This window comes from Photobacterium marinum (genome assembly GCF_000331515.1).
Taxonomy (GTDB): Bacteria; Pseudomonadota; Gammaproteobacteria; order Enterobacterales; family Vibrionaceae; genus Photobacterium; species Photobacterium marinum.
In genome coordinates this window covers 223,072-244,510 of record NZ_AMZO01000001.1, presented here as the reverse complement: position 1 = coordinate 244,510, position 21,439 = coordinate 223,072, and the positions used below count along the sequence as shown (strand labels likewise).

The 21,439-nt window shown below is 41.4% G+C and carries 25 protein-coding genes; 8 read left to right on the top strand and 17 right to left on the bottom strand.

Annotation, left to right across the window (positions count from 1 at the left end; translation table 11 throughout):
* Window positions 1-178 precede the first annotated feature (178 nt).
* From C942_RS01075 to C942_RS01065, 3 genes are all read right to left on the bottom strand, one after another.
* Window positions 179-2,347 carry a prolyl oligopeptidase family serine peptidase gene (locus C942_RS01075; RefSeq protein WP_036798202.1) on the bottom strand — a complete coding sequence of 723 codons (2,169 nt, stop codon included), beginning with the start codon at window positions 2,345-2,347 and terminating at the stop codon, window positions 179-181.
* Window positions 2,348-2,502: 155 nt separating this feature from the next.
* Window positions 2,503-3,075: an HD domain-containing protein gene (locus C942_RS01070; RefSeq protein WP_007461475.1), complete on the bottom strand. Its 573-nt coding sequence runs from the start codon at window positions 3,073-3,075 to the stop codon at window positions 2,503-2,505.
* A gap of 114 nt (window positions 3,076-3,189) precedes the next feature.
* The gene (locus C942_RS01065; RefSeq protein ID WP_007461473.1) at window positions 3,190-4,407 is read right to left on the bottom strand and encodes a serine hydrolase domain-containing protein; all 1,218 of its coding nucleotides are present in this window, start codon (window positions 4,405-4,407) and stop codon (window positions 3,190-3,192) included.
* Between the two features lie 678 nt (window positions 4,408-5,085).
* Here C942_RS01065 and C942_RS01060 point away from each other — a divergent pair.
* On the top strand, window positions 5,086-6,540 hold the full coding sequence (locus tag C942_RS01060) for a chitinase (protein ID WP_007461471.1): 1,455 nt from the start codon (window positions 5,086-5,088) through the stop codon (window positions 6,538-6,540).
* 41 nt (window positions 6,541-6,581) lie between these two features.
* Here C942_RS01060 and C942_RS01055 read toward each other — a convergent pair whose 3' ends face one another.
* Window positions 6,582-7,139: a GNAT family N-acetyltransferase gene (locus C942_RS01055; protein WP_007461469.1), complete on the bottom strand. Its 558-nt coding sequence runs from the start codon at window positions 7,137-7,139 to the stop codon at window positions 6,582-6,584.
* A gap of 314 nt (window positions 7,140-7,453) precedes the next feature.
* Here C942_RS01055 and C942_RS01050 point away from each other — a divergent pair, with 314 nt between their 5' ends.
* Window positions 7,454-7,708, top strand: a complete 255-nt coding sequence (locus tag C942_RS01050; RefSeq protein ID WP_007461466.1) for a hypothetical protein — start codon at window positions 7,454-7,456, stop codon at window positions 7,706-7,708.
* A 93-nt stretch (window positions 7,709-7,801) separates the two neighbouring features.
* Here C942_RS01050 and C942_RS01045 read toward each other — a convergent pair whose 3' ends face one another.
* Complete coding sequence (locus C942_RS01045) at window positions 7,802-8,209, bottom strand: GNAT family N-acetyltransferase (RefSeq protein WP_036798198.1); 408 nt, start codon at window positions 8,207-8,209, stop codon at window positions 7,802-7,804.
* A 461-nt stretch (window positions 8,210-8,670) separates the two neighbouring features.
* On the opposite strand from C942_RS01045, the gene C942_RS01040 reads away from it, so the two are divergent.
* Window positions 8,671-9,414 carry a glycosyltransferase family 25 protein gene (locus C942_RS01040; RefSeq protein WP_007461464.1) on the top strand — a complete coding sequence of 248 codons (744 nt, stop codon included), beginning with the start codon at window positions 8,671-8,673 and terminating at the stop codon, window positions 9,412-9,414.
* Between the two features lie 82 nt (window positions 9,415-9,496).
* Here the strand turns inward: C942_RS01040 and C942_RS01035 are convergent, their stop codons facing one another.
* The 7 genes from C942_RS01035 to C942_RS01005 all read right to left on the bottom strand — a co-directional run bounded on the left by C942_RS01035 (window position 9,497) and on the right by C942_RS01005 (window position 13,849).
* A complete protein-coding gene (locus tag C942_RS01035) occupies window positions 9,497-9,868 on the bottom strand; it encodes a nuclear transport factor 2 family protein (RefSeq protein WP_007461462.1) in 372 nt (123 codons plus the stop codon).
* Window positions 9,869-9,933: 65 nt separating this feature from the next.
* Window positions 9,934-10,134, bottom strand: coding sequence for a DUF3955 domain-containing protein (locus tag C942_RS01030; RefSeq protein ID WP_007461460.1), 201 nt, complete (start codon window positions 10,132-10,134; stop codon window positions 9,934-9,936).
* On the bottom strand, window positions 10,131-10,661 hold the full coding sequence (locus tag C942_RS01025; protein ID WP_007461458.1) for a GNAT family N-acetyltransferase: 531 nt from the start codon (window positions 10,659-10,661) through the stop codon (window positions 10,131-10,133). Before C942_RS01025 ends, C942_RS01030 begins: the two co-directional genes overlap by 4 nt.
* Before the next feature lie 238 nt (window positions 10,662-10,899).
* Window positions 10,900-11,406 carry an AAA family ATPase gene (locus C942_RS01020; RefSeq protein WP_007461456.1) on the bottom strand — a complete coding sequence of 169 codons (507 nt, stop codon included), beginning with the start codon at window positions 11,404-11,406 and terminating at the stop codon, window positions 10,900-10,902.
* Window positions 11,407-11,426: 20 nt separating this feature from the next.
* Window positions 11,427-11,948, bottom strand: a complete 522-nt coding sequence (locus C942_RS01015) for a hypothetical protein (RefSeq protein WP_036798195.1) — start codon at window positions 11,946-11,948, stop codon at window positions 11,427-11,429.
* A gap of 37 nt (window positions 11,949-11,985) precedes the next feature.
* On the bottom strand, window positions 11,986-12,870 hold the full coding sequence (locus C942_RS01010) for an NAD-dependent epimerase/dehydratase family protein (protein ID WP_007461453.1): 885 nt from the start codon (window positions 12,868-12,870) through the stop codon (window positions 11,986-11,988).
* Between the two features lie 133 nt (window positions 12,871-13,003).
* On the bottom strand, window positions 13,004-13,849 hold the full coding sequence (locus tag C942_RS01005; protein ID WP_007461451.1) for an MBL fold metallo-hydrolase: 846 nt from the start codon (window positions 13,847-13,849) through the stop codon (window positions 13,004-13,006).
* Window positions 13,850-14,198: 349 nt separating this feature from the next.
* On the opposite strand from C942_RS01005, the gene C942_RS01000 reads away from it, so the two are divergent.
* Window positions 14,199-14,720 (top strand): MerR family transcriptional regulator, encoded by a 522-nt coding sequence (locus C942_RS01000; protein WP_007461449.1) that lies wholly within the window; start codon window positions 14,199-14,201, stop codon window positions 14,718-14,720.
* A gap of 254 nt (window positions 14,721-14,974) precedes the next feature.
* Complete coding sequence (locus tag C942_RS00995) at window positions 14,975-15,196, top strand: hypothetical protein (RefSeq protein WP_007461447.1); 222 nt, start codon at window positions 14,975-14,977, stop codon at window positions 15,194-15,196.
* 91 nt (window positions 15,197-15,287) lie between these two features.
* Here the strand turns inward: C942_RS00995 and C942_RS00990 are convergent, their stop codons facing one another.
* Complete coding sequence (locus tag C942_RS00990) at window positions 15,288-15,893, bottom strand: hypothetical protein (protein ID WP_157372524.1); 606 nt, start codon at window positions 15,891-15,893, stop codon at window positions 15,288-15,290.
* 345 nt (window positions 15,894-16,238) lie between these two features.
* Here C942_RS00990 and C942_RS00985 point away from each other — a divergent pair, with 345 nt between their 5' ends.
* Window positions 16,239-16,721 (top strand): cupin domain-containing protein, encoded by a 483-nt coding sequence (locus C942_RS00985; RefSeq protein WP_007461440.1) that lies wholly within the window; start codon window positions 16,239-16,241, stop codon window positions 16,719-16,721.
* Window positions 16,722-16,840: 119 nt separating this feature from the next.
* On the opposite strand, the gene C942_RS00980 is transcribed toward C942_RS00985, so the two are convergent.
* The 3 genes from C942_RS00980 to C942_RS00970 form a co-directional block, all read right to left on the bottom strand.
* Window positions 16,841-17,194: a hypothetical protein gene (locus C942_RS00980; RefSeq protein ID WP_157372523.1), complete on the bottom strand. Its 354-nt coding sequence runs from the start codon at window positions 17,192-17,194 to the stop codon at window positions 16,841-16,843.
* Between the two features lie 273 nt (window positions 17,195-17,467).
* Window positions 17,468-18,031, bottom strand: a complete 564-nt coding sequence (locus C942_RS00975; RefSeq protein ID WP_007461436.1) for a hypothetical protein — start codon at window positions 18,029-18,031, stop codon at window positions 17,468-17,470.
* A 292-nt stretch (window positions 18,032-18,323) separates the two neighbouring features.
* Window positions 18,324-19,178, bottom strand: coding sequence for an SDR family oxidoreductase (locus C942_RS00970; protein ID WP_007461434.1), 855 nt, complete (start codon window positions 19,176-19,178; stop codon window positions 18,324-18,326).
* Between the two features lie 116 nt (window positions 19,179-19,294).
* Between C942_RS00970 and C942_RS00965 the strand changes: the two genes are divergently transcribed.
* The gene (locus C942_RS00965; RefSeq protein ID WP_007461431.1) at window positions 19,295-20,206 is read left to right on the top strand and encodes a LysR family transcriptional regulator; all 912 of its coding nucleotides are present in this window, start codon (window positions 19,295-19,297) and stop codon (window positions 20,204-20,206) included.
* Between the two features lie 217 nt (window positions 20,207-20,423).
* On the top strand, window positions 20,424-20,771 hold the full coding sequence (locus C942_RS24510; protein WP_083882284.1) for a hypothetical protein: 348 nt from the start codon (window positions 20,424-20,426) through the stop codon (window positions 20,769-20,771).
* A gap of 124 nt (window positions 20,772-20,895) precedes the next feature.
* On the opposite strand, the gene C942_RS00955 is transcribed toward C942_RS24510, so the two are convergent.
* Window positions 20,896-21,435, bottom strand: a complete 540-nt coding sequence (locus C942_RS00955; protein WP_007461427.1) for a GNAT family N-acetyltransferase — start codon at window positions 21,433-21,435, stop codon at window positions 20,896-20,898.
* Window positions 21,436-21,439 lie beyond the last annotated feature (4 nt).

The window sequence follows — 21,439 nt, the reverse complement described above, 5'->3', positions numbered from 1 at the left end:
TATAACTCTAATTAGCGTCAATTTAATGGCGATTAATAGATGAGTCAACGATGATGTGCAAAAAATCATCAAAGTGCGACTCAGCCCCCTTCTTGCAATCCTGATCATTTTGGAACAATTACAAAAAAGCGCAGCCAATTGCCTGCGCTTTGCTAAGAGAAATGAACTCTCACTTGGTTCAGATCTTCTGAACCCCCATGTTATACAGTGTGAAGCTGTATATATCGGCATACTGTTCGATGATCTTACTCGTCGGGGTTCCAGCTCCATGCCCGGCATTCGTTTCAATACGGATCAAGGTCGGATTAATTCCAGCCTGCTTCGATTGCAGCTCTGCCACAAACTTGTAAGAGTGAGCTGGTACAACGCGGTCATCATGATCGCCAGTGGTTACCAGTGTTGCCGGATATTGAGTTCCTGCATGCACATTATGAACCGGAGAGTAGCCTTTCAGGTAATCAAACATTTCCTTACTTTGGTTAGCCGTACCATAGTCGTATGCCCAGCCAGCTCCAGCTGTGAAGGTATGGTAACGAAGCATGTCCAACACACCGACAGAAGGAATAGCAACCTTAAATAAGTCCGGCCGCTGCGTCATCACCGCTCCCACCAACAAACCACCGTTAGAACCGCCATTGATCGCCAGTTTCTCACTTGAGGTATAGCCTTCCGCAGTCAAATACTCTGCAGCGGCAATGAAGTCCTCAAAAACATTCTGCTTATGTAGCTGAGTGCCAGCCTTATGCCACTCTTTTCCATATTCACCACCACCACGGATATTGGCAACCGCATAGATACCGCCCATTTCCAGCCATGCCGCCCGTGTCGGACTGAACCACGGTGTCAGACTGACATTAAAACCACCATAGCCATACAAAATTGTCGGTGTAGTACCATCAAGTGACGTACCCTTTTTATAGGTGATTGTCATCGGTACTTTCGTACCATCTTTGGAGGTATAAAATACCTGTTGGGACTGGTAATCGTCAGCATTAAACGGCGCAGCTGACTTATGATAGACCCGGCTTTCACCACTGTTTACATCAAAACTGTAAGTTGTTCCCGGAGTCTTAAAGTTAGTGAAGGTGTAGTAAATCTCTTTATCTTCTTTCTCACCATAAAAGCCGCTGACAGTGCCTATATCCGGCAACTGAATCTCGCGGATCAGCTTACCGTCCATATCATACTGCTTCACTTTTGAAACGGCATCGACTTCATACAAAGCAAAAAAATAACCGCCGCCAGTCGAGACGTTCAACACACTATCGGACTCAGGGATCACATCCTTCCAATTATCTGGGGTCGGATTCGAAGCATCAACGCTAACAAGCCGTTTATAAGGCGCATTAAGGTTGGTAACCAAATACAGCTTTGAACCCTGATTTTCAACCACATAAGTATCAGATTTCGTGTCGTCCAACACAGTAATAAGTTCACTGTCCGGTTTGGTCAGATCTTTCAGATACAGCTTATTACCGGAAGTCGATACACTGGCAGAAATTGCCAAATAGCGATCGTCGTCACTGGTGTCCCCCTGAACATAGCGGTGCTTCTGCGCTTCAGTACCACCAAAGACCAATTTATCTTCATCCTGGCGAGTTCCTAGCTTGTGATAATAAAGCTTGTGTTGATCTGTCTTCGCAGATAACTCACTGCCCTGTGGTTTATCATAGCTGGAGTAATAGAATCCTTCATTACCAAGCCAGGAAAGCTCACTAAATTTAACATCAACCAGCACTTCACCGACCTGCTTTTTCGTTTCAGTATCAAGCACAATGACTTTACGCCAATCGCTACCACCTTCCGATATCTGATAAGCCATCAAAGAACCACCTTTAGAGAAACTGGTTCCGGCCAGTGACGTCGTCCCGTCTTCACTGAAAATATTCGGATCGAGGAAAACCTCCTCTTTACCATCGCCAAGCTGACGATAGAGGACATACTGGTTTTGCAGCCCGTCATTCTTATAAAAATAGGTGTACTTACCTTCTTTAAAAGGCTGACCTACCTTTTCATAATCCATCAGCTTAGTCAGACGCGCTTCAATCTGTTCGCGATAAGGAATGTGTGACAGATAATCAAAAGTAACTTTGTTTTGCGACTTCACCCACTTCGCCGTTTCCTGGCTCATGTCATCTTCAAGCCAACGATACGGATCCGCAACTTTAGTACCGAAATACTCGTCAACGACATCCACTTTTTTGGTTTCCGGGTATTTAACAAGCTGTTCAGTACTTTCCAGAACAGGTTGTTCCTGAACATTGCTATTTGTATTTTTAAGATCCACAGGTGTATCACAACCTGCAAGTGCAACCATGACAGCCAACGTTAACGCCTTCTTATACATTTCATCCTTCTTATTTTTCAATGAGCCTTTCTGTAGCACGGCTCAATCATCCCAGCAAAACATTCAAAATCAATGACATAACACCTGAACAAGAAAAACAAAGCAACGTTATGCTTCTTATTTTTGCTTTCTGTTTTACTTTTATTTATGGATATTCAGGAATCCTGAAGCCAGCCTTTTTTAACTGCTTCATCAATTTCCTGTTTCATCCATTCATAAAGTTCAGGCGCTATTTCTTCAATACAACGGTTAATTCCCAACACCTGGCTGCGGGCTATGCCCTGCTCCTGCCAGCGTTTACCTTCCGTTGCTATATTCAAAATGAAAGGCAGTAAGCGATCGACGACTTTAACCCACCGGCTTTCCTCTGTGAGCTGTTCTTCGTACTCATACCACATTGCAGACGCCTCTTTACCAAAGGTGTCGTGGCGCTCAGCAAAAGCCTGCATGAATTCAGCTTCTTCTTTTGCTTTCTCACCGCGCTTAGGATCATAAACAGAAATATCCCCGGCACCGATTTCACAAACATCATGCAGCAAGGCCATCTTAATTGCATGATCTATATCGACAGACTCGGGGATAAGATCTCTCAATGCCATCAAGGCAACGGCAAGATGCCAACTATGCTCTGCGGAGTTTTCCGTACGGGAAATATCTGAAAGATAAGTCATCCGGTATACCGACTTCAGCTTATCCAGCTCAACGAGCAAGCTTCTTATTTTTTGCATGGGAATTCTCATTACGGAAAATAAAAAGATATCTGCAAAGTGTAATACGATATTCCGCCTTATTCAGTGATATTTAAGCCAATTAATAATTCCTTGAACAAATAGCATGCAAACTTAATTGGTTACCGTATTATCAGCCAGTGAATGAGCAATTTGCCTGAAGGCAGCCACCGCATAATCCATACTTTCGTAGTTATTTTCCATAAAACGACGATCAGCACTGTTTTTTACAATCACCACATCGGCTTTGCGGTTGATATAGATATACTGACCATAAATCCCGATAGCCATGAACTCTTCATCGGCATGTTCAGGGATCCACCATTGATAGCCATAACCAAAGTGAGTTTTCGCGCTGTCCCGCGGACCAGGCATCAAATGAGGTTCATCCGGAGTTATGCTGTTTTCGATCCATTGTTCGGGAATAATCTGTTCTCCGTCCAGACGACCATTATCACGGTACAACTTACCCAGCCGTAGATAGTCACGAGTGAGTAAATTCAGCCCACCCAACACCATAGGTTCCCCCATACTGTCTGTAACAAAAATGGCGTCACCTTCGGTCTTCAGCTTTGACCATAATTTTTCACGAAAGTAGTCAATAAACTCACGTCCGGTTGCTGCCCGTAAAACCATTCCAAGTACATGCGTATCCATACTGACATAATGCATGTATGTTCCTTGATCCCGATATCGGGTCAACGTTGAAGCAAACTCATCGAAACTGCCACCAAGCGCAAGAATTCGTCCCATTCGATTAATGTCACTGAAGAAATCGCTATAGTCTTCATTAAAATAGATACCACTCGACATCTGTAAGATGTTCTTAATACTGACACCCTCGTAGCCGGAACCGACAAGATCCGGGACATAATCCGTAACAGGGTCATTAAGGTCTGCTATGAGCCCCTCCTCCACAGCAACCCCAAAAATCGCACTCAAAAAGGATTTTGCGACCGACCATGAAATCCGATAATCAAATTCGCCCGTGCCCAAAAAATATTCTTCATAGCTGATATCGTTACCTTTTAGTACGATCATTGCCGTTGTGTTCGTCTCTTTCAGCCACCGGCCTGTATCAACATATCTGTCGTTATAAGTAAAATAAGTCGGTAATAAACGGTGATGCTCACCAAACCGATAAACTTCACCTGAGCGCCTGACGGTTTTAGTCGGAGCCATTTGCTTCATGTTAGAAAAATTACTAACAATCACATCTTCATCAAAAAGGCGCACGGTATAATAAAGTTGCGTCAGTTCCGTTTTGAACCATGCTCCACAACCTATTACCAGAATGACAAGAAAAATCAGAACACGAGTAACTTGTTTCATTTTGCTCAGCCCCTGAAAGCAACTATCTAAACTATAGCTTTTATTTCATTCAAAATAATAACAAACAAAGTTAAAACCATATATATCATTCTTGTCAGAGATCACGTATTTAAATACAATTGTGACCAACTGCTTTCATTTAATTAATAGCAACAATAATACCGGCCACATTATTTCATAATAAAAACCGTTATATACCTTCCAGAAATATAGCCAGCAAATTAAACGTTTCTATAATGCTTTGAAATGACTCGCAGAGGCTCTCTTTAATTATCAACATGCAATTCGGATTTTTATCCTGGATTTATAACTTTTGCTTAAAAAGTGAGTATTTTAAATCTAGTCAATTAATATTCTTAGTTTATTATTCCTCTTCAACCTCATATAACAGATAATTATCTATAAAAAATAACCATTGAGTCAGCCTTCACGGTCATTTTATATTCAATTTACTGCGCTGGTTTTTGTTAGACAGTTTCGCTGACAACAATAGCTATTGAGCGAATACGGCGGTTTTTCCCGGTTCAGAAATTACAGACTAACAGGGATACATCTTACTCCTTCGTATATCACTACCTCTAGCGGCTTTCTCATGTTGGCATAGCACTGTCAAAGCGTGGGACATCTGAAGTCTGGCAGATTTGCCAGGTACCTCGAAAATTACAAGGAGTTTCTCACATGTTTAAGCTAGGAGTTCTGACAACACTGATAGGATGTACTTTAGCTGCCAACAGCTTTGCAATGAATCCTCAACCGGATCCTCAAAACCCAACCGGATACGTAGTTTTACGATCCGATGTTGAAGCGGCTGAAAAAGCGAAAACCGCTGATCCTATGTATGCAATTTGGGCTAAAGCACTGGCAACCCAACCAAACACTGTTGTTGAAGCCATTGAACCCGGCCTTGCCAGCAATCCCGATAACGTTAAACGCGCAGAGCGTGTTTTTTCTCAGTCTGAATGGGACTTCCTGACCCAAATGGCTGCGCAGGAGTATACCTATACCCGTTTCCTTCGTGCTATCGGTAAGTTCCCGGCATTCTGTGGTGAGTACACCGATGGCAGGAACTCTGATGCAATCTGTAAGAAATCCATCGTTACGGCATTTGCCCACTTCGCACAGGAAACCGGAGGCCATATCGCAAAAGACAACGTATGGGATAACCCTCTGGCCCTTGAAGAATGGCAACAGGCGCTGGTACACGTACGTGAAATGGGCTGGTCAGAAGGTCAAGTCGGCTATACAACCGGTTGTGGTCAGAATGACTGGCAAAATAAGCGTTGGCCATGTGCTGCAGGTCAGGGTTATTTTGGTCGAGGAGCAAAACAACTCTCCTATCACTTCAATTACGGGCCTTTCTCTGAAGTGATGTTTGACGGCGATGCCTCAGTGTTACTGAATGATCCGGGCCGCGTTGCAGACTCATGGCTTAACCTCGCCTCTGCCATCTGGTTCTTCCTAACACCTCAAGCACCGAAACCTGCCATGCTGCATGTCATTGACCGCACTTGGAAACCATCACAACGTGAAATTGATGCCGGTATCGGCTATGGCTTCGGTACAACTATCAACATCATTAACGGTGGTATCGAGTGTGGTGAACACAATAAGAATAAAGGGCAGCCAGTTAACCGAATTCGTTACTGGGAAGGCTTAGCCTCTCACTATCAAATCCCTATTGAGGCTGACGAAAAGAACACTTGCTGGCAGCAGACTCCATACGGCAGCCTGAACCTTGAAGGAGCCACTGATGTGCTTTACACCAACTGGGATGGTGACTGGAGTTATCACGCAGATCGCCCTGAAGGAAAGTCTTTCGAATGTAAACTGGTTGCCTACCAGACCGCCTACTCAGCTCTTGTACCGGGTGACTACGAGAAATGTATTACGAACGTGTACGAATCTCACCCAGGCTGGCCTGAAGTTCGAGTTGTAGATAAAGTTGAACCAACACCGGGACCAAATCCCAATCCAAACCCAAATCCTGACCCAAACGGCTGGGATGCAAACACCCCCTACGACAAAGGTGATCGTGTTGTAGTAAACGGAGTGACCTATGAAGCCAAATACTGGACGAAGGGTGACGATCCAGAGAAATCCGGTGAATGGGGCCCATGGATGAAGGTCGCTTAATACTTACAAGCAAAATTTAGCAACGAAAGAAAAACCGCCTTCTACAAGGCGGTTTTTTGCCACTCTTCCCTGCTAATTCTATACAAGCAATGACGTTGTAACGAGTGACCTTCAGGCACAGAAGGATGAAAAAACCTCGTGTTTGTATCAGTCATTCCTATTTTCTCCATTACCTTACGTGAGGGTGTATTTTGCAGCGCAGTAAAAGCATAAACCTCTGGCAACCCAAGCAACTCAAATGCGAACTTCAAAGAAGCCTGTGCAGCTTCAGTAGCGTAACCCGCTCCCCAGTGTTCAGAAGACAAACGCCAACCAACTTCAACAAACGGCGCTTCAGGAATATCTTTGTCCTGATAGTGCAATCCGATAGTACCTATAAATTCAGCCGTTTCTTTTAGCTCAACCGCCCAGAACCCCCAGCCTTTTTGTTCCATCAGTGAATCAATTTTATTTGCCAGTTGATTACTTTCTTCTCTGGATAGAACAGATGGAAAGTACCTCATTACAGCCGGGTCTGCTGACATTGCGGCAAAAGATGTGTAATCAGACTGTTTCCATCGCCTCAAGATCAGTCTTTCGGTTTCCAGCTCAGTGACCATAGCCAATTCCTTTATTAATTATGTCATTAACTTCAAAGCACCCATTAATTAACGCGTTATTATTTGTGCACTAATTACGACTAACCTCTTTCAATATGCATTAATAACACATTGTAATAACAACATCATTGATAATAATTCCATGCCATTTGAAATCATAGAATTACATGCTTATTTCATTGTTTTTTTGAAGTGCTTTGCCTTTCGGGCTTTTAAGTGTAAAAGTCAACATTAACACCTTGGAATCAATAACTTATACGCTTATTCTTATGAATGAAAAATGATTTCAAATGAACTTCTACTCAGGAGGATTTATGTTTGAAACTCTGACTTATTTACTGTCTGCATATGCCGTTATTGGCGTATTTGTAACTTTATATGTTATTGCCCTCTATTTCATTACAGGAAAAACAATCTTCGAAAGTAATCAAAGTGAGGTTATGCCATTTCGATATAAAGTCAGCTATGTTTTTGTCATGTTTCTGATGTTTCCATACTTTTACATTGCATTTATTCAAGAAATCAAGTCTCTCCGTGACACTCATAGGCTAAAAGAAAAAACAGCGTAATATATAAAAATGATGGTACTTACTTCTTTTGTACCATCATCTTGTTATATTTCCATTACCCAATTCATAATATCGCCATACCCATCTTGATCCTCACACAAGATTGAGCTCCATCCGATAGTACTGAATACCAGACTTGGTAAATTCATCACCATCCGACCTCATACCAAACCTTTTATAAAATCCAACTGCTGTTTTTCGAGCATCGCACCAGAAAATCTCAATAGCCACCGATTCAAGCCATTGAAGAATGTAGGCTATTAACCCCGATCCAATTCCTTTTCCCTGATATTCAGCCAAGGTAGCAAATTTCCTCAACCTCGCTGTATTTCCATCAATATAGACTGAAGCAACGCTAACCAACTTACTGTCGACATATACACCGAAGTGATTAGCTGTTTCATCTCCTTCCACCTTACAAAACAGAGGTGCTTTATCCGGCCATAAAACCTGATGCCTAACAGATAACGCTTCACCCCATCGAATACTTCTAATATCCATCACTTCCCTTTCACCATCATGACGACAGCAGCACTTGTACCATAAAATACAAAAGTAACCGATTGGAAACCTTCATACGCTGCTTTTGCTTAAAAAGCATGCCACCTACAACAATACTTGTATTAAATACCAACAGCGCACAAAAGCAACCAGTTGCACTTGTGGTTAATATACACATATACCTAAACTATTCCTTAATTTACAAATCAAGATTGAGCCGACAATAAAAGGAATAAAAGTCAGTTTATACTTGTAAAAATTTGCTAGTTAGATTATTTTATCGCAGTTATGAATACTACCCCCATATTACGATGTTCGCTTTAATATAAAACTTAAGAAGCTTATGGCCCATAATACAGGCATGTTCTAACAGTTAAAGTGAATATCCAAAACACTTTACCGTGAATTAATCGTCTAAAATGGGAAATACTAATTATTATTAAGCTCAGCAGTGTACTTTTATGAAAATTTTTGTTGTCAATCTTCCATCATCAGTTGATAGACGAGAATGTGTAGAAAAATCCTTGTCGCAGTTAGGTGTGAGCTTTGAAATATTTGAAGCCGTCAATGGTCGAGAAGGATTAGGAAAAGATCTTGAGCACTACCCTAACGATAACCACCGAATTTGGTTTAGAAGTAGACCATTATCACCAGGTGAGCGTGGCTGCTATGCAAGCCACTTCTTATTGTGGCGAAAATGTGTCGAACTGAATGAGCCAATTGTTGTGCTTGAAGATGACATTCTGCCTACAACCTTTTTTCTTGATACATTACAGAAACTTCCATCCCTTCATAGTAAAGGTTACGAATACATCAAACTGGAACCTAATGCAAACACACATACACCACTAGAAAGTGGTGACGGATTTCAGTTATTTTTCTTGCATGACAACTGTACAGCAACGCGTGGCTACAGTCTTTCCCCATCAGGTGCAAAAAAGCTACTAGATAATAGCCATGAATGGTTGTGTTCAGTGGATAACTTCATTGGTGAAGCATATCGAAACAAACTAGTATCTACTGCACTTTTGCCTAATGCCATTAAGGGAGTAGAAGAGACAGAGGAATTTGAGACAACTATACAGTTCGGTCAAAAACAAAAGGTATCCCTGATAAGGAAAGTAACGCGAGAGCTATACCGATTCTATCGCTTTATCAGAATGACCATATGGAATAACTTTACTCACAAGAAGTACCTTCCTTAAGTCTTATTTCGAATATTAGCTAAGGCCTGCACTTTTGCAGGCCTTTTTATTCAAAGAATAAACACTAAAGAAACAATCAGCCTCACGATATTTCAAATGACTCACACTCAGTCCCCTGATGATACTTCATCTGCCACTGCTGTCCGTTAAATACCCAGACAGACGAACGCTTAGCAAAATGCTTGTAATTACCTGAATTATCAATAAAAGCGGATTTATAGAGCAGCAGCATCACGTTATGTGATAGTTCGATACATTCATAATCCTGGGAGTGAATGCGCAGAGATGATGGTTCTTCCTCTTCCATCATCGCCATAATACTCTTATAGTCAAAGCTTATTCCTGAGATACCGACTTCACGAAAATCCGGATGCAACAGCCTTTTCGCTTCAGTCTTGTTCGTTCTTACTTCATGCTGATGTAACGCGATTTCCTGCTCAATAAGTATTTCCACAAAACCTCCTTTTTAAACTTGCTATAACACTTTCTGGCACTTGTCGGCTGTTAAAGATTATCTGATTAACGTTTTCTTCGTCCTTTCAGATATTGAAAAGCAAAAGTAACGAAAGCAAAAAGCAACAAGAGCCAAAACAACGGAATTAAAGCAAAAGGCTCAACTAAGATGCCAGTTTCATCAATGTAAGAGCCAGTAATTTGAAATGCTACGTAGCACACCATGCTTAATAACAGCAAGACAATGGATAAACGATATTTTTTCATACTCCTGCCCCAACAATCGCTTGATAACAACACACTTCACGTCTCTCGCCACCAATCAGATCAAAGCGGTTTTCAATATATGACAACCCAAGTTTTTGTATCACAGAGCGAGACTGGGCGTTCTCCACTAAATGCAATGCCGTCACTTTACTTATACCCAAATAAGATACGGCGAAATTAATTAAAGCAGTCGCGGCTTCTGGCATATAGCCATTACCCCAATATTCAACACCCAGCCAATAGCCAATCACGGCCTCATTATCATCCCATAACGGAAAGCTAACGGCACCGATAAGTTCATCATTTCTCTTATCCACAATGGCATAAACAAGCGCGATTCTTTCCTTAAATGCATCCTGATGAAGACTAATCCACTCCACAGCCATCTGAGGTGAATACGGGTAAGGAATATTGGCCGTCATATCCGAGATACATTTTTCACGGAGCAATACTGCAACACGATCAGCATCGTTTAATTCAAAAGGTCGAAGTATTAGCCGCTCTGTTTCAATTCTTTCTTGCTTCATCACTTACACCATTGAAAAAGTAAAACAAACCTTGGGTCTCATCTGCCAGACGACACCACTTTTAATGCAGATTTAAAAGTACTGAACAAGTTATCACATTAATGTAATTGCAAATCAATAGGTTATTATAAATGGATTCAAAAAGTGATATTTTACTGGGCTACATGGAGAGAGGATAACGGAAAGATAAAAAACTGGGCTTAAAGCAGCCCAATCAAAACAGCAATTAAAGTAAATATCATCTTTTTAAGACTAAGAGCAATTCTCTGAGCGACTCTTCTGGTGTTTTTCCAGCGGTATTAATTCGAACGATATCATCATTCCACGGGTGATATTCTCTGTTCTGAATCTGCTTCCAGGTTGGCAACGTTAAATTTGTCACGGTTGTATTGCGCTGCTCGGCACGGTTTTTATGCTCTTCTGAGTCCGAACAATAAATCTCTATATCGACATATCTGGCATTAGAAGACTTCGCAACGTCACGCCACTCATCACGAGTGAGTGTTATCGGATTACAAGAGTCCGCAATGACACAATTACCAAGGTTCAGGTTATCAGCGGCTAAACGATAACTTAACCTGTATCCTTCCCCTTCAACTTTAAAATCACATAAGTCCCTTAATGCCTGCTCTACTGTATCAATCCTCAGGTAAACAGCACCCAGTTGTTGTGCCAGGGCTTGGCCTAATGTCGACTTCCCCGTGGCAGGCAGGCCAGAGAAAATGTATAGCGTTGGTGTTGTCATTCTTTATGTGATTCCTGTTTCTATAGCGCTTTACCTGTAAACTTTCTCCGTAACAGAGGATCAAATTCATGAAAATAATCTCCGCCAAGCATGGAGGTTGGAATTCGTATCTTCTTATTTTCAAGGATGATCACGTAAACTTTGCCATTATCGCCACCATAGACCTTTTCTTTTACTGATAAAACATCATAAAACTCACAGCAATTAGGTTTTCTCAGTGCACTTATAATAACCAGTCGATGATCATTGAAGTACACTCTATAAGTTAGATGTTCTACAGCAATAGTGAGAATAGCAGCGATCAACAGAAGAAAAAGAAAAGCGGAGTAAGTGGCTTCCGGCGGCGTAATTATCAGTTGGGAGAGTAAAATTGAACTCACCAAAACTGAAAACCACACAATGACCCGGCCAAAGTAGGTCAGCGATAAACACTTCATACCTGAGTACTGTTCATCAAACTCTTTTCGCTTACGATCAATAAATAAAAATGTTAAAAGCGCTATAAAAGGGACTAAAGCCCTTGAGTATTCAACAAGTTCCATTATTCAATACAACTCAATTTCCCGACAGGTGCACAAATTATTTGTTATGGCTCATAACTGGCAAAACTTCGGCAATGTCATTATCCAGATAGTTCAATACGCCTTCATAGCCATATTTAGGTTGCCAACCCAATTCATTCTGCGCCAGGGCAGAATCGTAAACGCGATCAAGTGACCGTGGTAATCGCCATCCCCTATTTGCGAACTCTTCAGCCAGTTCAGGAGCAAATTGCTGTATCGCTTCTTCTGCATTCTGATAAAGCTGCTCACAACAAGATTTATTGAAGGGTGTTCGTCCTGAAATGATGTAACGCTTAAATCCTGACGGACGTTTTTCAATTGCACAGGCATGAGCACTGGCAACATCTCGGGCATCTACGCCACGCGTTAAGCGATATACTGCCATCATATCAGCCGGCTCAGGAAAACAGCGTGACATTTGTAGTACGGTCACAGGCAGATTGAATAAATGAGAGATGCGCTCTAATGTCTTTTCTGCCTGTATTTTCGACCTGTGGTAGATCGTTTTCGGCTGCGGGGTAACTGTTTCATTGACCCAACCGGCAACTCCTTCAGGCGTAGAAGCATAGCCATAAAGCGCTGTGGTGCTAGTCAGAACAAAATGTTTCACACCTTTTTTAAGCCCCTGTAAAGCCAGATGCTCGGTAGCTGTAACATTGATTTGCTCAAACTCATCATCAGAAAACAAGCCTACATGAGGAGCATGCAACGCTGCGGTATGAACAACAACCTCAACGTCTTCCAATGCTTTGTCCAGTAGCTCTGTATCACGAATATCACCAACATAATCCGCAGTCGAACATGGCGTTTTATCAATACCGACAACCTGGTATTTTTTCATCAGGTTAATATAGATTGCGCGCCCTACTCGCCCAGCTGTCCCTGTGACTAAAATTTTCAATGTTAATTACCTACTTCTTGAACGGCTTTTACGACAAAGAGAAGCTCAACTTGCGTTTTAGTAGCTTTCACACGACGCATCATATCAGTAATTTAACTTATAAGTGATATTACTCAGACCCGACTCAATAACTTTAGATCTCAATTGTTTTTCCGGTTGGCAAATATTCAAGCTGAGAACCAAGAACACCCTTAAGAATTTCATAAGCCTTAAGACCAGTACAATGACATGTATAAAACTTATCAACCGAGTAACACATTAGCCGTTTGCCAAGCTCTTCTATGTCTTCTTTAGTTCCGCCTATTGTGTTAAACATTGGCAAACCCACAAGATGAAAGCCACCGACAACCGCTTTTATATGTGTATCAGGAAACAATTCTGCCGCGGTATCAATCATATTTAGCACGCCGTTATGTGCACAACCGGTAAAAATCACCAAGCCATCATCTTCTTTCACTATCATCATCAGTTCATGATCAAAAGAATCTAGCTGGTAGCCGGCAGCACCTTTTGTATACAGGTATTGATTACCCTGCGGCTGCGGATGCTTGCTCGCCAAATCTGTAACGATAAAGATGTTGGGATAAATCTCAGTCAGTTTTGAAACGAGCTCGACACGCTTCTCTGCCCCATCAAACATCTCGAAATTAATACCAACATCAAACTTCAGGCCTAAAAACTTAAACGCATAACCGACATTGTCAGCCTGACGCATATAAACTTTGGCTTTGCTGTTCTGCTTCAGGAAGTAGCCCATGCCGCCACCATGATCGTGATGCCAGTGCGAGACAACCGCCGCATCGACATCAGGAATGCTGACATCCAGTCGAGCTGCATTATCACAGAACTTGTGATCATTACCGGCATCAAACAGTATTTGCCTGTCCATTGTGCTCACATGAAAAGACAAGCCTTTCTCAACAGCAAGATCAGGACGGCTTTTAAGCCGGGTATTTTCAACAAGAGCGGTAATTTTCATAGCATCCTCTTAATAACCTGATTTACCTTTTCCGAGAAATTTGATGATCTCAAGTTCTCCAATAGTTGTCGAGATTACACTTCCTACTGCGTTCGTTATATCCACTGAAAGTCCTTAGCTTTTTATTGCCCGATGAACGTAAGAATAACGGGCCATATTATCTGGATTTAAAATCACATCATGTGATCAAACGAGAGGTATTGGGCAGAGACGCCTTATCACCCAGTAACTAATAAACAGGCCGCACAGGAACTGTTTAAGTGGCACAAAAATTCCCCCTGACGTATTGTTGACCCGTCTACAGGTGCTGGGTTCAGAATCCTTCTCAGGTTAACGAAGAGAACGAGCTATGCTAACAATCAGTCAATTGGCTAAAAAATATCAATTATCACGTACCACTGTCCTTTACTACGAGCGTGCAGGACTGCTTTCGCCTACTTGCCGTTCTGAAAACGGTTATCGTTGGTACGGTGATAATGAACTCAAAAGGCTTGAGGCTATCATTGCCTACCGCTCTTTTGGTGTGCCAATAACACAAATAGCACCTCTTCTTGACCATAATGATGACATGACACAAGAGCAAATTCTGCGTGACCAGTTCAATGCCCTTGAACGAGAAATTCAACGGTTACGACAGCAACAAAAAGCCATTGTCATGCTACTTGAACAACCCTCTTTATTGGAGCAAAACATGGTTACTAAAGAACGCTGGGTCGAGATTATGAGAGCAGCAGGCCTGAATGAGCAAGATATGAAGAACTGGCACAAACGGTTCGAACAAATGGAACCGGAAGCCCACCAGGAGTTCCTTGAGTCCCTGCGTATTGATGCGGAAGAAATCAAAAAAATCCGTAGCTGGTCAAAGGCCTAATTTGCTTTAATCAAACTCCGTATATTCAGGACATACCATGCGACCTTGTTGAAGGCGCATGGTAACTGGCAGTAATACCACCAGAAAATCGTGTTAGTCGTTAAAAACGCAATGAGACTTACAAAACGGATAGTTTTTACTCTGGTCAAAATAATACAAAGCTACAACTATACAAACAGTCTGATCAGGGCGTATTTTTCGTTGACTATAATGATCTAAGTATCATTAACCCAACAGTGGAAGGTGATGGTTATATGGCAACTGAACTAGACGCGTTACTGCCTGAACTAAAAGAGTTTTCGATTCCGGACGTTCCGTTCAAAGTCGTAGACCCGGTAGAGCTACCAAACCAGACACGTAAAGCCTTCGATGAGTTCATGACAGATGCATCAACTCCTGCGGCTTTTTGTGTATACAGCCACGACTATTCTCGTTTTTGCCACATGGTTCGCAGTGGTGAGATCACAATAGAATAGAAGCCTCAAAGGCTGACATAAATAAGAAAAAGGCCGCAATTGCGGCCTTTTTAATGAGTATTCATTTACACTTCTAAATAAATTTACAAGATCAGATAGCAATACCCGGTTGATCCAGGCTTATACCACGAGCTTCTACACTATCAGCAAGCCCTTTGTTATAAGCGGCAAGGCGTTCTAAGGTCTTTTGCTCTTTCAGCTTTTGGGTTTCACGTTGCACAACTTTCATTAAGCTACTCGGGGATTGCTTGCCCGACTCATAGTAATGTTCAATAGCATTACCAACCGTGAAGTAATAAATCGAAACTTCTGTAAGCAGCTTTGGTTCAATCTCAAACATTGATTCTGAGTTTTTCGATGCCTGAAATACATAATCATTAAGCTTTATGCTGGCAAGATGTTCATTGTAGACATAACGTTCATTCTTCACGCGCTCAATGTATTTGTCTATATTGTGAACATTAAAATCCAGCTCTTTATACATTGACTCAGCGACAAAATAGGTGCTTCTGTCTGCTTTAACAAGATCAAGTTTCAGTGCAGCGTCAAAGCCCACCACAGCTGCGTAATAAACACCAATAATAGTTGCGGCAATAGTAAAAAAGTGCCCGACCCAATATGCCGGCGAACGTAGTTCATCCATAAGTATTTCTCTTAATTCAACCAAAAGTTGTTGTTTATATTTAACGAAAAACAAGCGTACAGTTTTGCCCCGTGGACTATCTATAATCGCTCAGTAAAATACCAACAAATTGAATAGAAACTTTGACATCAATTCAATTTAACGTGCAGTCAAACAGATATAAATCAGCAAAAACATTTGTTGCTGCATATTTTTTAGGCAACAGTTTTCTGACGATAATTCCCTATAATATCAACCAGATCTAACCAAACATCACCACTACTGATATAATCCATTTCCATGATTCTGTGAGCTTTTCTGTTTGATGACTCTTTCACAATGCGATTTCAATTCTCTATCTCGCAGACAGACATTTTACTCTGACCAAACGTATAATCTGAAAACAACAGGTACTGACTTATGAAAACAGCCGAAGAATTCATTGAACTGCTGGAACTAGAACAGCATGTTGAAGGCGGCTACTACCGCTCCTCTTTTAAGTCTGAAAGTGATTTCGACGAAAAGCGCTCACTGTGGACCAGCATCTATTTTCTACTGAAAACAGGTGAAGTGTCGCATTTCCACCGTTTAACTGCTGATGAAATGTGGTACTTCCATGCAGGTGAATCGCTGACTATTTATATGATCTCTGAAGACGGCGAATTGACAACAGCGCAGCTCGGCCTTGATATTGCTAACGGCGAACGCCCTCAAGTTCTTGTACCTAAAGGCTGTATTTTCGGTTCTGCAATGAACAAACCGGGATACTCTCTGGTCGGCTGTATGGTATCACCGGGCTTTACTTTTGAAGACTTCGAATTGTTTAATCAGGAAACGCTATTGGCTGACTACCCTCAGCACGAAGAAATCATTCGTCGCTTAAGCCGTAGTGAAAACAAATAAAGCACGATATTAATTCAACAAAGCTGTATTAATTAAAAAAACAGCTTCATGTTAAAGGACAGACACTGAGGTAAGATTACCAAATAACTGTGCCTGTCCTTTCCTCATAGAGTGCGATATTACTTAAGGTACCCCGCCACAAGCTCTGCAGTATTTTTAAATAACAAAAACTCTTCCGGCTTTCTTCCCCTTGCTATAGGAATCCACTGATCACCACTTTCATCTGTAGCTCTGATTTCGACGCAAAGCTCGTATTTCTTCATGGTAAAAACAGCAATGAGAGCTCCAACCAGCATCAAAATCGGCCCTGTTATTGGCAGAATAATCCAACCAAACACTGACAAAGCCAGTGAAATAGACAATATCCGAATCAGTTGATCTTTCAGCCTTAGTTCTTTGGCTCGGATGTTAAGCATTCTTGAAAGCCTGTATTCTTCCTTATTAACAACCAGAACACTGCCTTTCAGGTACATATTCGATTTTTTATACATCGATTTCTCTCTTCATTAAATGACTTACAAAAACTTCAATTCAAACTAAATCAGTGCGATTTAACGAAGACAGACAAACAATACAATACAATACAATACAACAAACAAGCCTATGATAACTATGACTTCTAGCTCAATTTATATCATTTATCATACTTATGGTTCCCTACGCACCCCAAAAAGCATCTGTGATTAAATACAACAAAGCGGTGCACCCCATTACAAGTTGCACCGCCTAATCTATAAAACGTTCTATTAAAGAGATGATTTCCAGCTCAGGACACCGTCATACTCTGTACAATTAAGCACAGCATCAGATGCATTAATAATATAAACCTGTTGTTTTGCCGAAACAGGATATGTCAGATACTCAGAACATTTAGCACTCTGTCCGTTTCCAACTACAATTTTGGTTTCCGGCTTTAAGGTACAACTAACCATTTTGTCCAACGGCGACCACTGATAACAGATTTCGTAATCTTCTCGGTATTGTGCAACACTGCCATCTGGCTTATTGAATGCCCACCATTTTCCATACCGGCTATTGGGATTAGTGCTATTCCATGCACGATAGATTTTGACTTCTGAATCAGACTTACTGACATAAACCTTACCCTGACATAACTTACCCTTCTCCGGCTCACCTAAAGCCTCATTGAGCAACTGTTCATCCTGCACAGGCTCAAACTGCCCTGCTAGTACCGAAGGTAAATCTGAACTGCCTTCACAAACCTGACTGGTAACAAAATCACTTTCTTCCTGATAACTTACACAACCCTGTAATAGAAATAACAAACCGCCAAGCAAAATCCTTTTCATATCCTATTCCCTTCTCGTTTCAACAATTACTGCCAAACACTCAGGAATACCGCAAAACTTCCCTTAAGAACCTATAATTAAACTCTTCACTATCTCTGTCTTTCCTCAAGGCAACAAAATATAGAGGAACATAGTGATAATAAAACTGTACAAGAGTAACGAAGAAAGCGACTCCGACTGGATCACAATGTATAAGCAAAATCGGGGTTCTATTTGAAAACGAGCACATAAAAAAAGAGCCCCTTATGAAAGAAGCTCTTTATTTAAAACAATACAATTATGACTTGGTATATTACGCGATAATCGCTTTAATCATTTCACTTAGATCTGTAGTAGGACGACCAATTAAACCGTTTAATTCTCTACTATCGTCAAATAACCCCCCTAGCGAAGCACCAGCATCAGAATTTGCAAGTAATGCCGCAAATGGCTCTGATAGCCCAGCTCCTATAAGCGCCTCTTTAAATTCATTTTGAGGCAGATTCACATAAGGAATTTGCTTGCCTGTTTCACGGCTAATTACAGCAGCTAGATTAGCAAGTGTGTATGACTCATCACCAGCAAGCTCATAAACTTTGCCAGCTTGAGGCTCTTCCGATGTCAAAACCACAGCAGCCGCTTCTGCATAATCATTTCGAGATGCAGAGCTAATTTGACCTTCACCCGCACTACCAATAAAGGCTCCATGCTCGATGGAAGGCGCAACACTTGCCAGGTAGTTTTCCGTGTACCAACCATTACGAAGTAACACAAATGGTACTTTGTTTTCCTTCAAATACTTTTCTGTTTCAATGTGCTCTGTAGCTAATCCTAGAGGTGAAATATCTACATGCAGTAAGCTAGTGTAGGCAATAAGAGACACACCTTCGTTTTTCGCTGCATCAATCACATTTATATGTTGCTGTGTTCTTTGGCCTACCTCACTTGATGAGATCAACAGAACTTTTTCTGCACCTTCGAATGCCTTTTTTAGAGTTTCCGGCTTTGAATAGTCGGCTTCACGAACTTGTACTCCCAGGGCAGCTAAGTCACTTGCCTTTTCAGGCGTACGTACCGCCGCCACAATTTCTGAAGCATCGACTTTACTGATTAAGTGTTTGATAACCAGACGACCAAGTTGACCATTAGCACCTGTTACAACAATCATTTTCTAACTCCATACATGTCTTTTCTGTCTGGCGATAACTATATCGTTTCGAATTTGATTGATAATTATTATTCAAATAAACTAATAGTTAATTTTTACTAAACTATGTATAAGAAATGATTTCATTAGATGACATGATGGTGTTTACCCGGGTTGTCGAAACTCAATCTTTTACCAAAGCAGCCGATCAGTTAGGAATTGGTAAAGCGCGCGTTTCTCAAATAGTTACCAAGCTGGAAAAAGAATTAAACACTCGCCTGCTCCACCGGACAACACGATCTCTGTCGCTGACTGACACTGGATTAGGTTACTACGAAAAGTGTCAAATGATTCAAGAGCTGGCAACCCAAGCCAACACTGAAGCGCAGAAATTCAGTAGTGAGCCTAGTGGTCTGATACGAATTTCAACGCCGATCGGTAATGCAACTTACACCAATATCTTCAGTAAGTTTCTCAACCAATACCCACAGGTTCAGCTTGATTTGTTGGAGAGTGATAGTTATAGCGACTTAATCGAATCTCGCTGTGATATTGCAATCCGCGCTTCTTCAGCACTTGAGGATTCCAGCCTGTATGCCACAAGAATTGGTGAATTTAACGATATTCTTTGTGCATCACCGGATTACATAAGGCGTTTTCATGAACTAAAGTCAGCACAAGACTTGCTAAAACTCGACTGGATTAGTCACCATATTGTCCACGGTGATAAGCAACTGCTCTTAAAATCGTCACAAGGCGAAGTCGTTAAACTAAACATGAAACCCAAAGTGCAGGTGCGCACCACTAACACCTTGAAAGACTTCCTGATCAAACATGTAGGATTTGGTGTTTTGCCAGACTTTGCGGTTAAAAAAGAACTGGCAAGTGGTGAACTAGTCAGAATCCTCCCAAACATTCACGATGTTACGATTCCTTTATATGCCGTCTATCAAAACAAAGCTTTAATGCCGCTAAAAACACGCACCTTGATTGATTTTCTGAAAAAAGAAGGCGAAACATTAAAAAAGGACGCAGTTCATAAACAATAGTGAAAAGTTAATAAGCTATCACCTGCTCGTACAATGCAAATTGTTGACTACAAGGGATAAGTAAGGACTCAATTTACAGCTATAATTCTCCCCCAACTTACGCGCCAATATTAATGTTGATGCACATATAACACTTCACGCTAAAGTTGATGTTTTCTCGGAATTATTAACTAAAATTCTATGTGATTTTAGTTACCTATCCAAAGGAGAAACACGGATGTCATGTTCTAAAACTCATTCTCATCCCGAACATGTGCACGGACCTGATTGCGGGCACACCGCAATACGTCATGGTGGTCATGTTGACTACATAGTCGATGGCGTATTGCACCACCCGCACGGAGATCACTGTGACGAGCACGTCATCGATGTCAGTGAAAGCAATCCCAATGAATGTAATTCCGCTTATTCTTGTGAAGAGCATATACATGGACCTGGATGTGGTCATGAAGCCGTCAAACATGGGGATCATATTGACTATATTGTTGATGGTCGCTTGCACCACCAACATGGTGATCATTGTGATGATCATGGGCCAGTAGAAATTGTTTCTGACCAAGCATAAGTATTAGTATTTCCAAATACCTCGCTACGATATTTCGATAAATAACTAGTAATGCAGGCAGAGTTCTCGTAGCTAAACTTAGTGTAAATTCGGCAAACAATAACTGACTGGTAGTTTCTGCCAGTCAGCTTTTTTTGACTCCTTCACGAATTGGGGCATTTTCAGTTAAAGGATATTCGTAAAACACCACCAGTCCATCATCAGACTGCTCAACAAAACCGAGTTTCAACAACAAACACGAAGAAGCTTTATTACTTTTATCGACACCGCCAACTAACTTAACCCACTTTGTCTCTTTGCTCGTCTTATTAATAAAGCCACTTAGTAGTTCACTCGCATACCCTTTCCCCCAATAAGACTCGCCGAGGAGGTAACCAATATGCGCATCGAGGTCGTGTTCAACATAAGCAAATAAGAAACCAATTATTGTGTCCAGACCATTGTGTTTTACCACGAATAACCGACTCTCAGATACCATTCGCTCAAACCATCGCTGAGCATCAGACTGTGACGTAACACCATGAAAATAAGGAGGAAGGTTCTTCACTACTGATGGTGTAAGTAATTCTGCTACACGGTCAAAAAGCTCTGTTAGCTCAAGCTGAGCAATATCATCCGATATTTCAGATACCGTCAATCTGGATGTTGTATATTCCATAATCATTTTA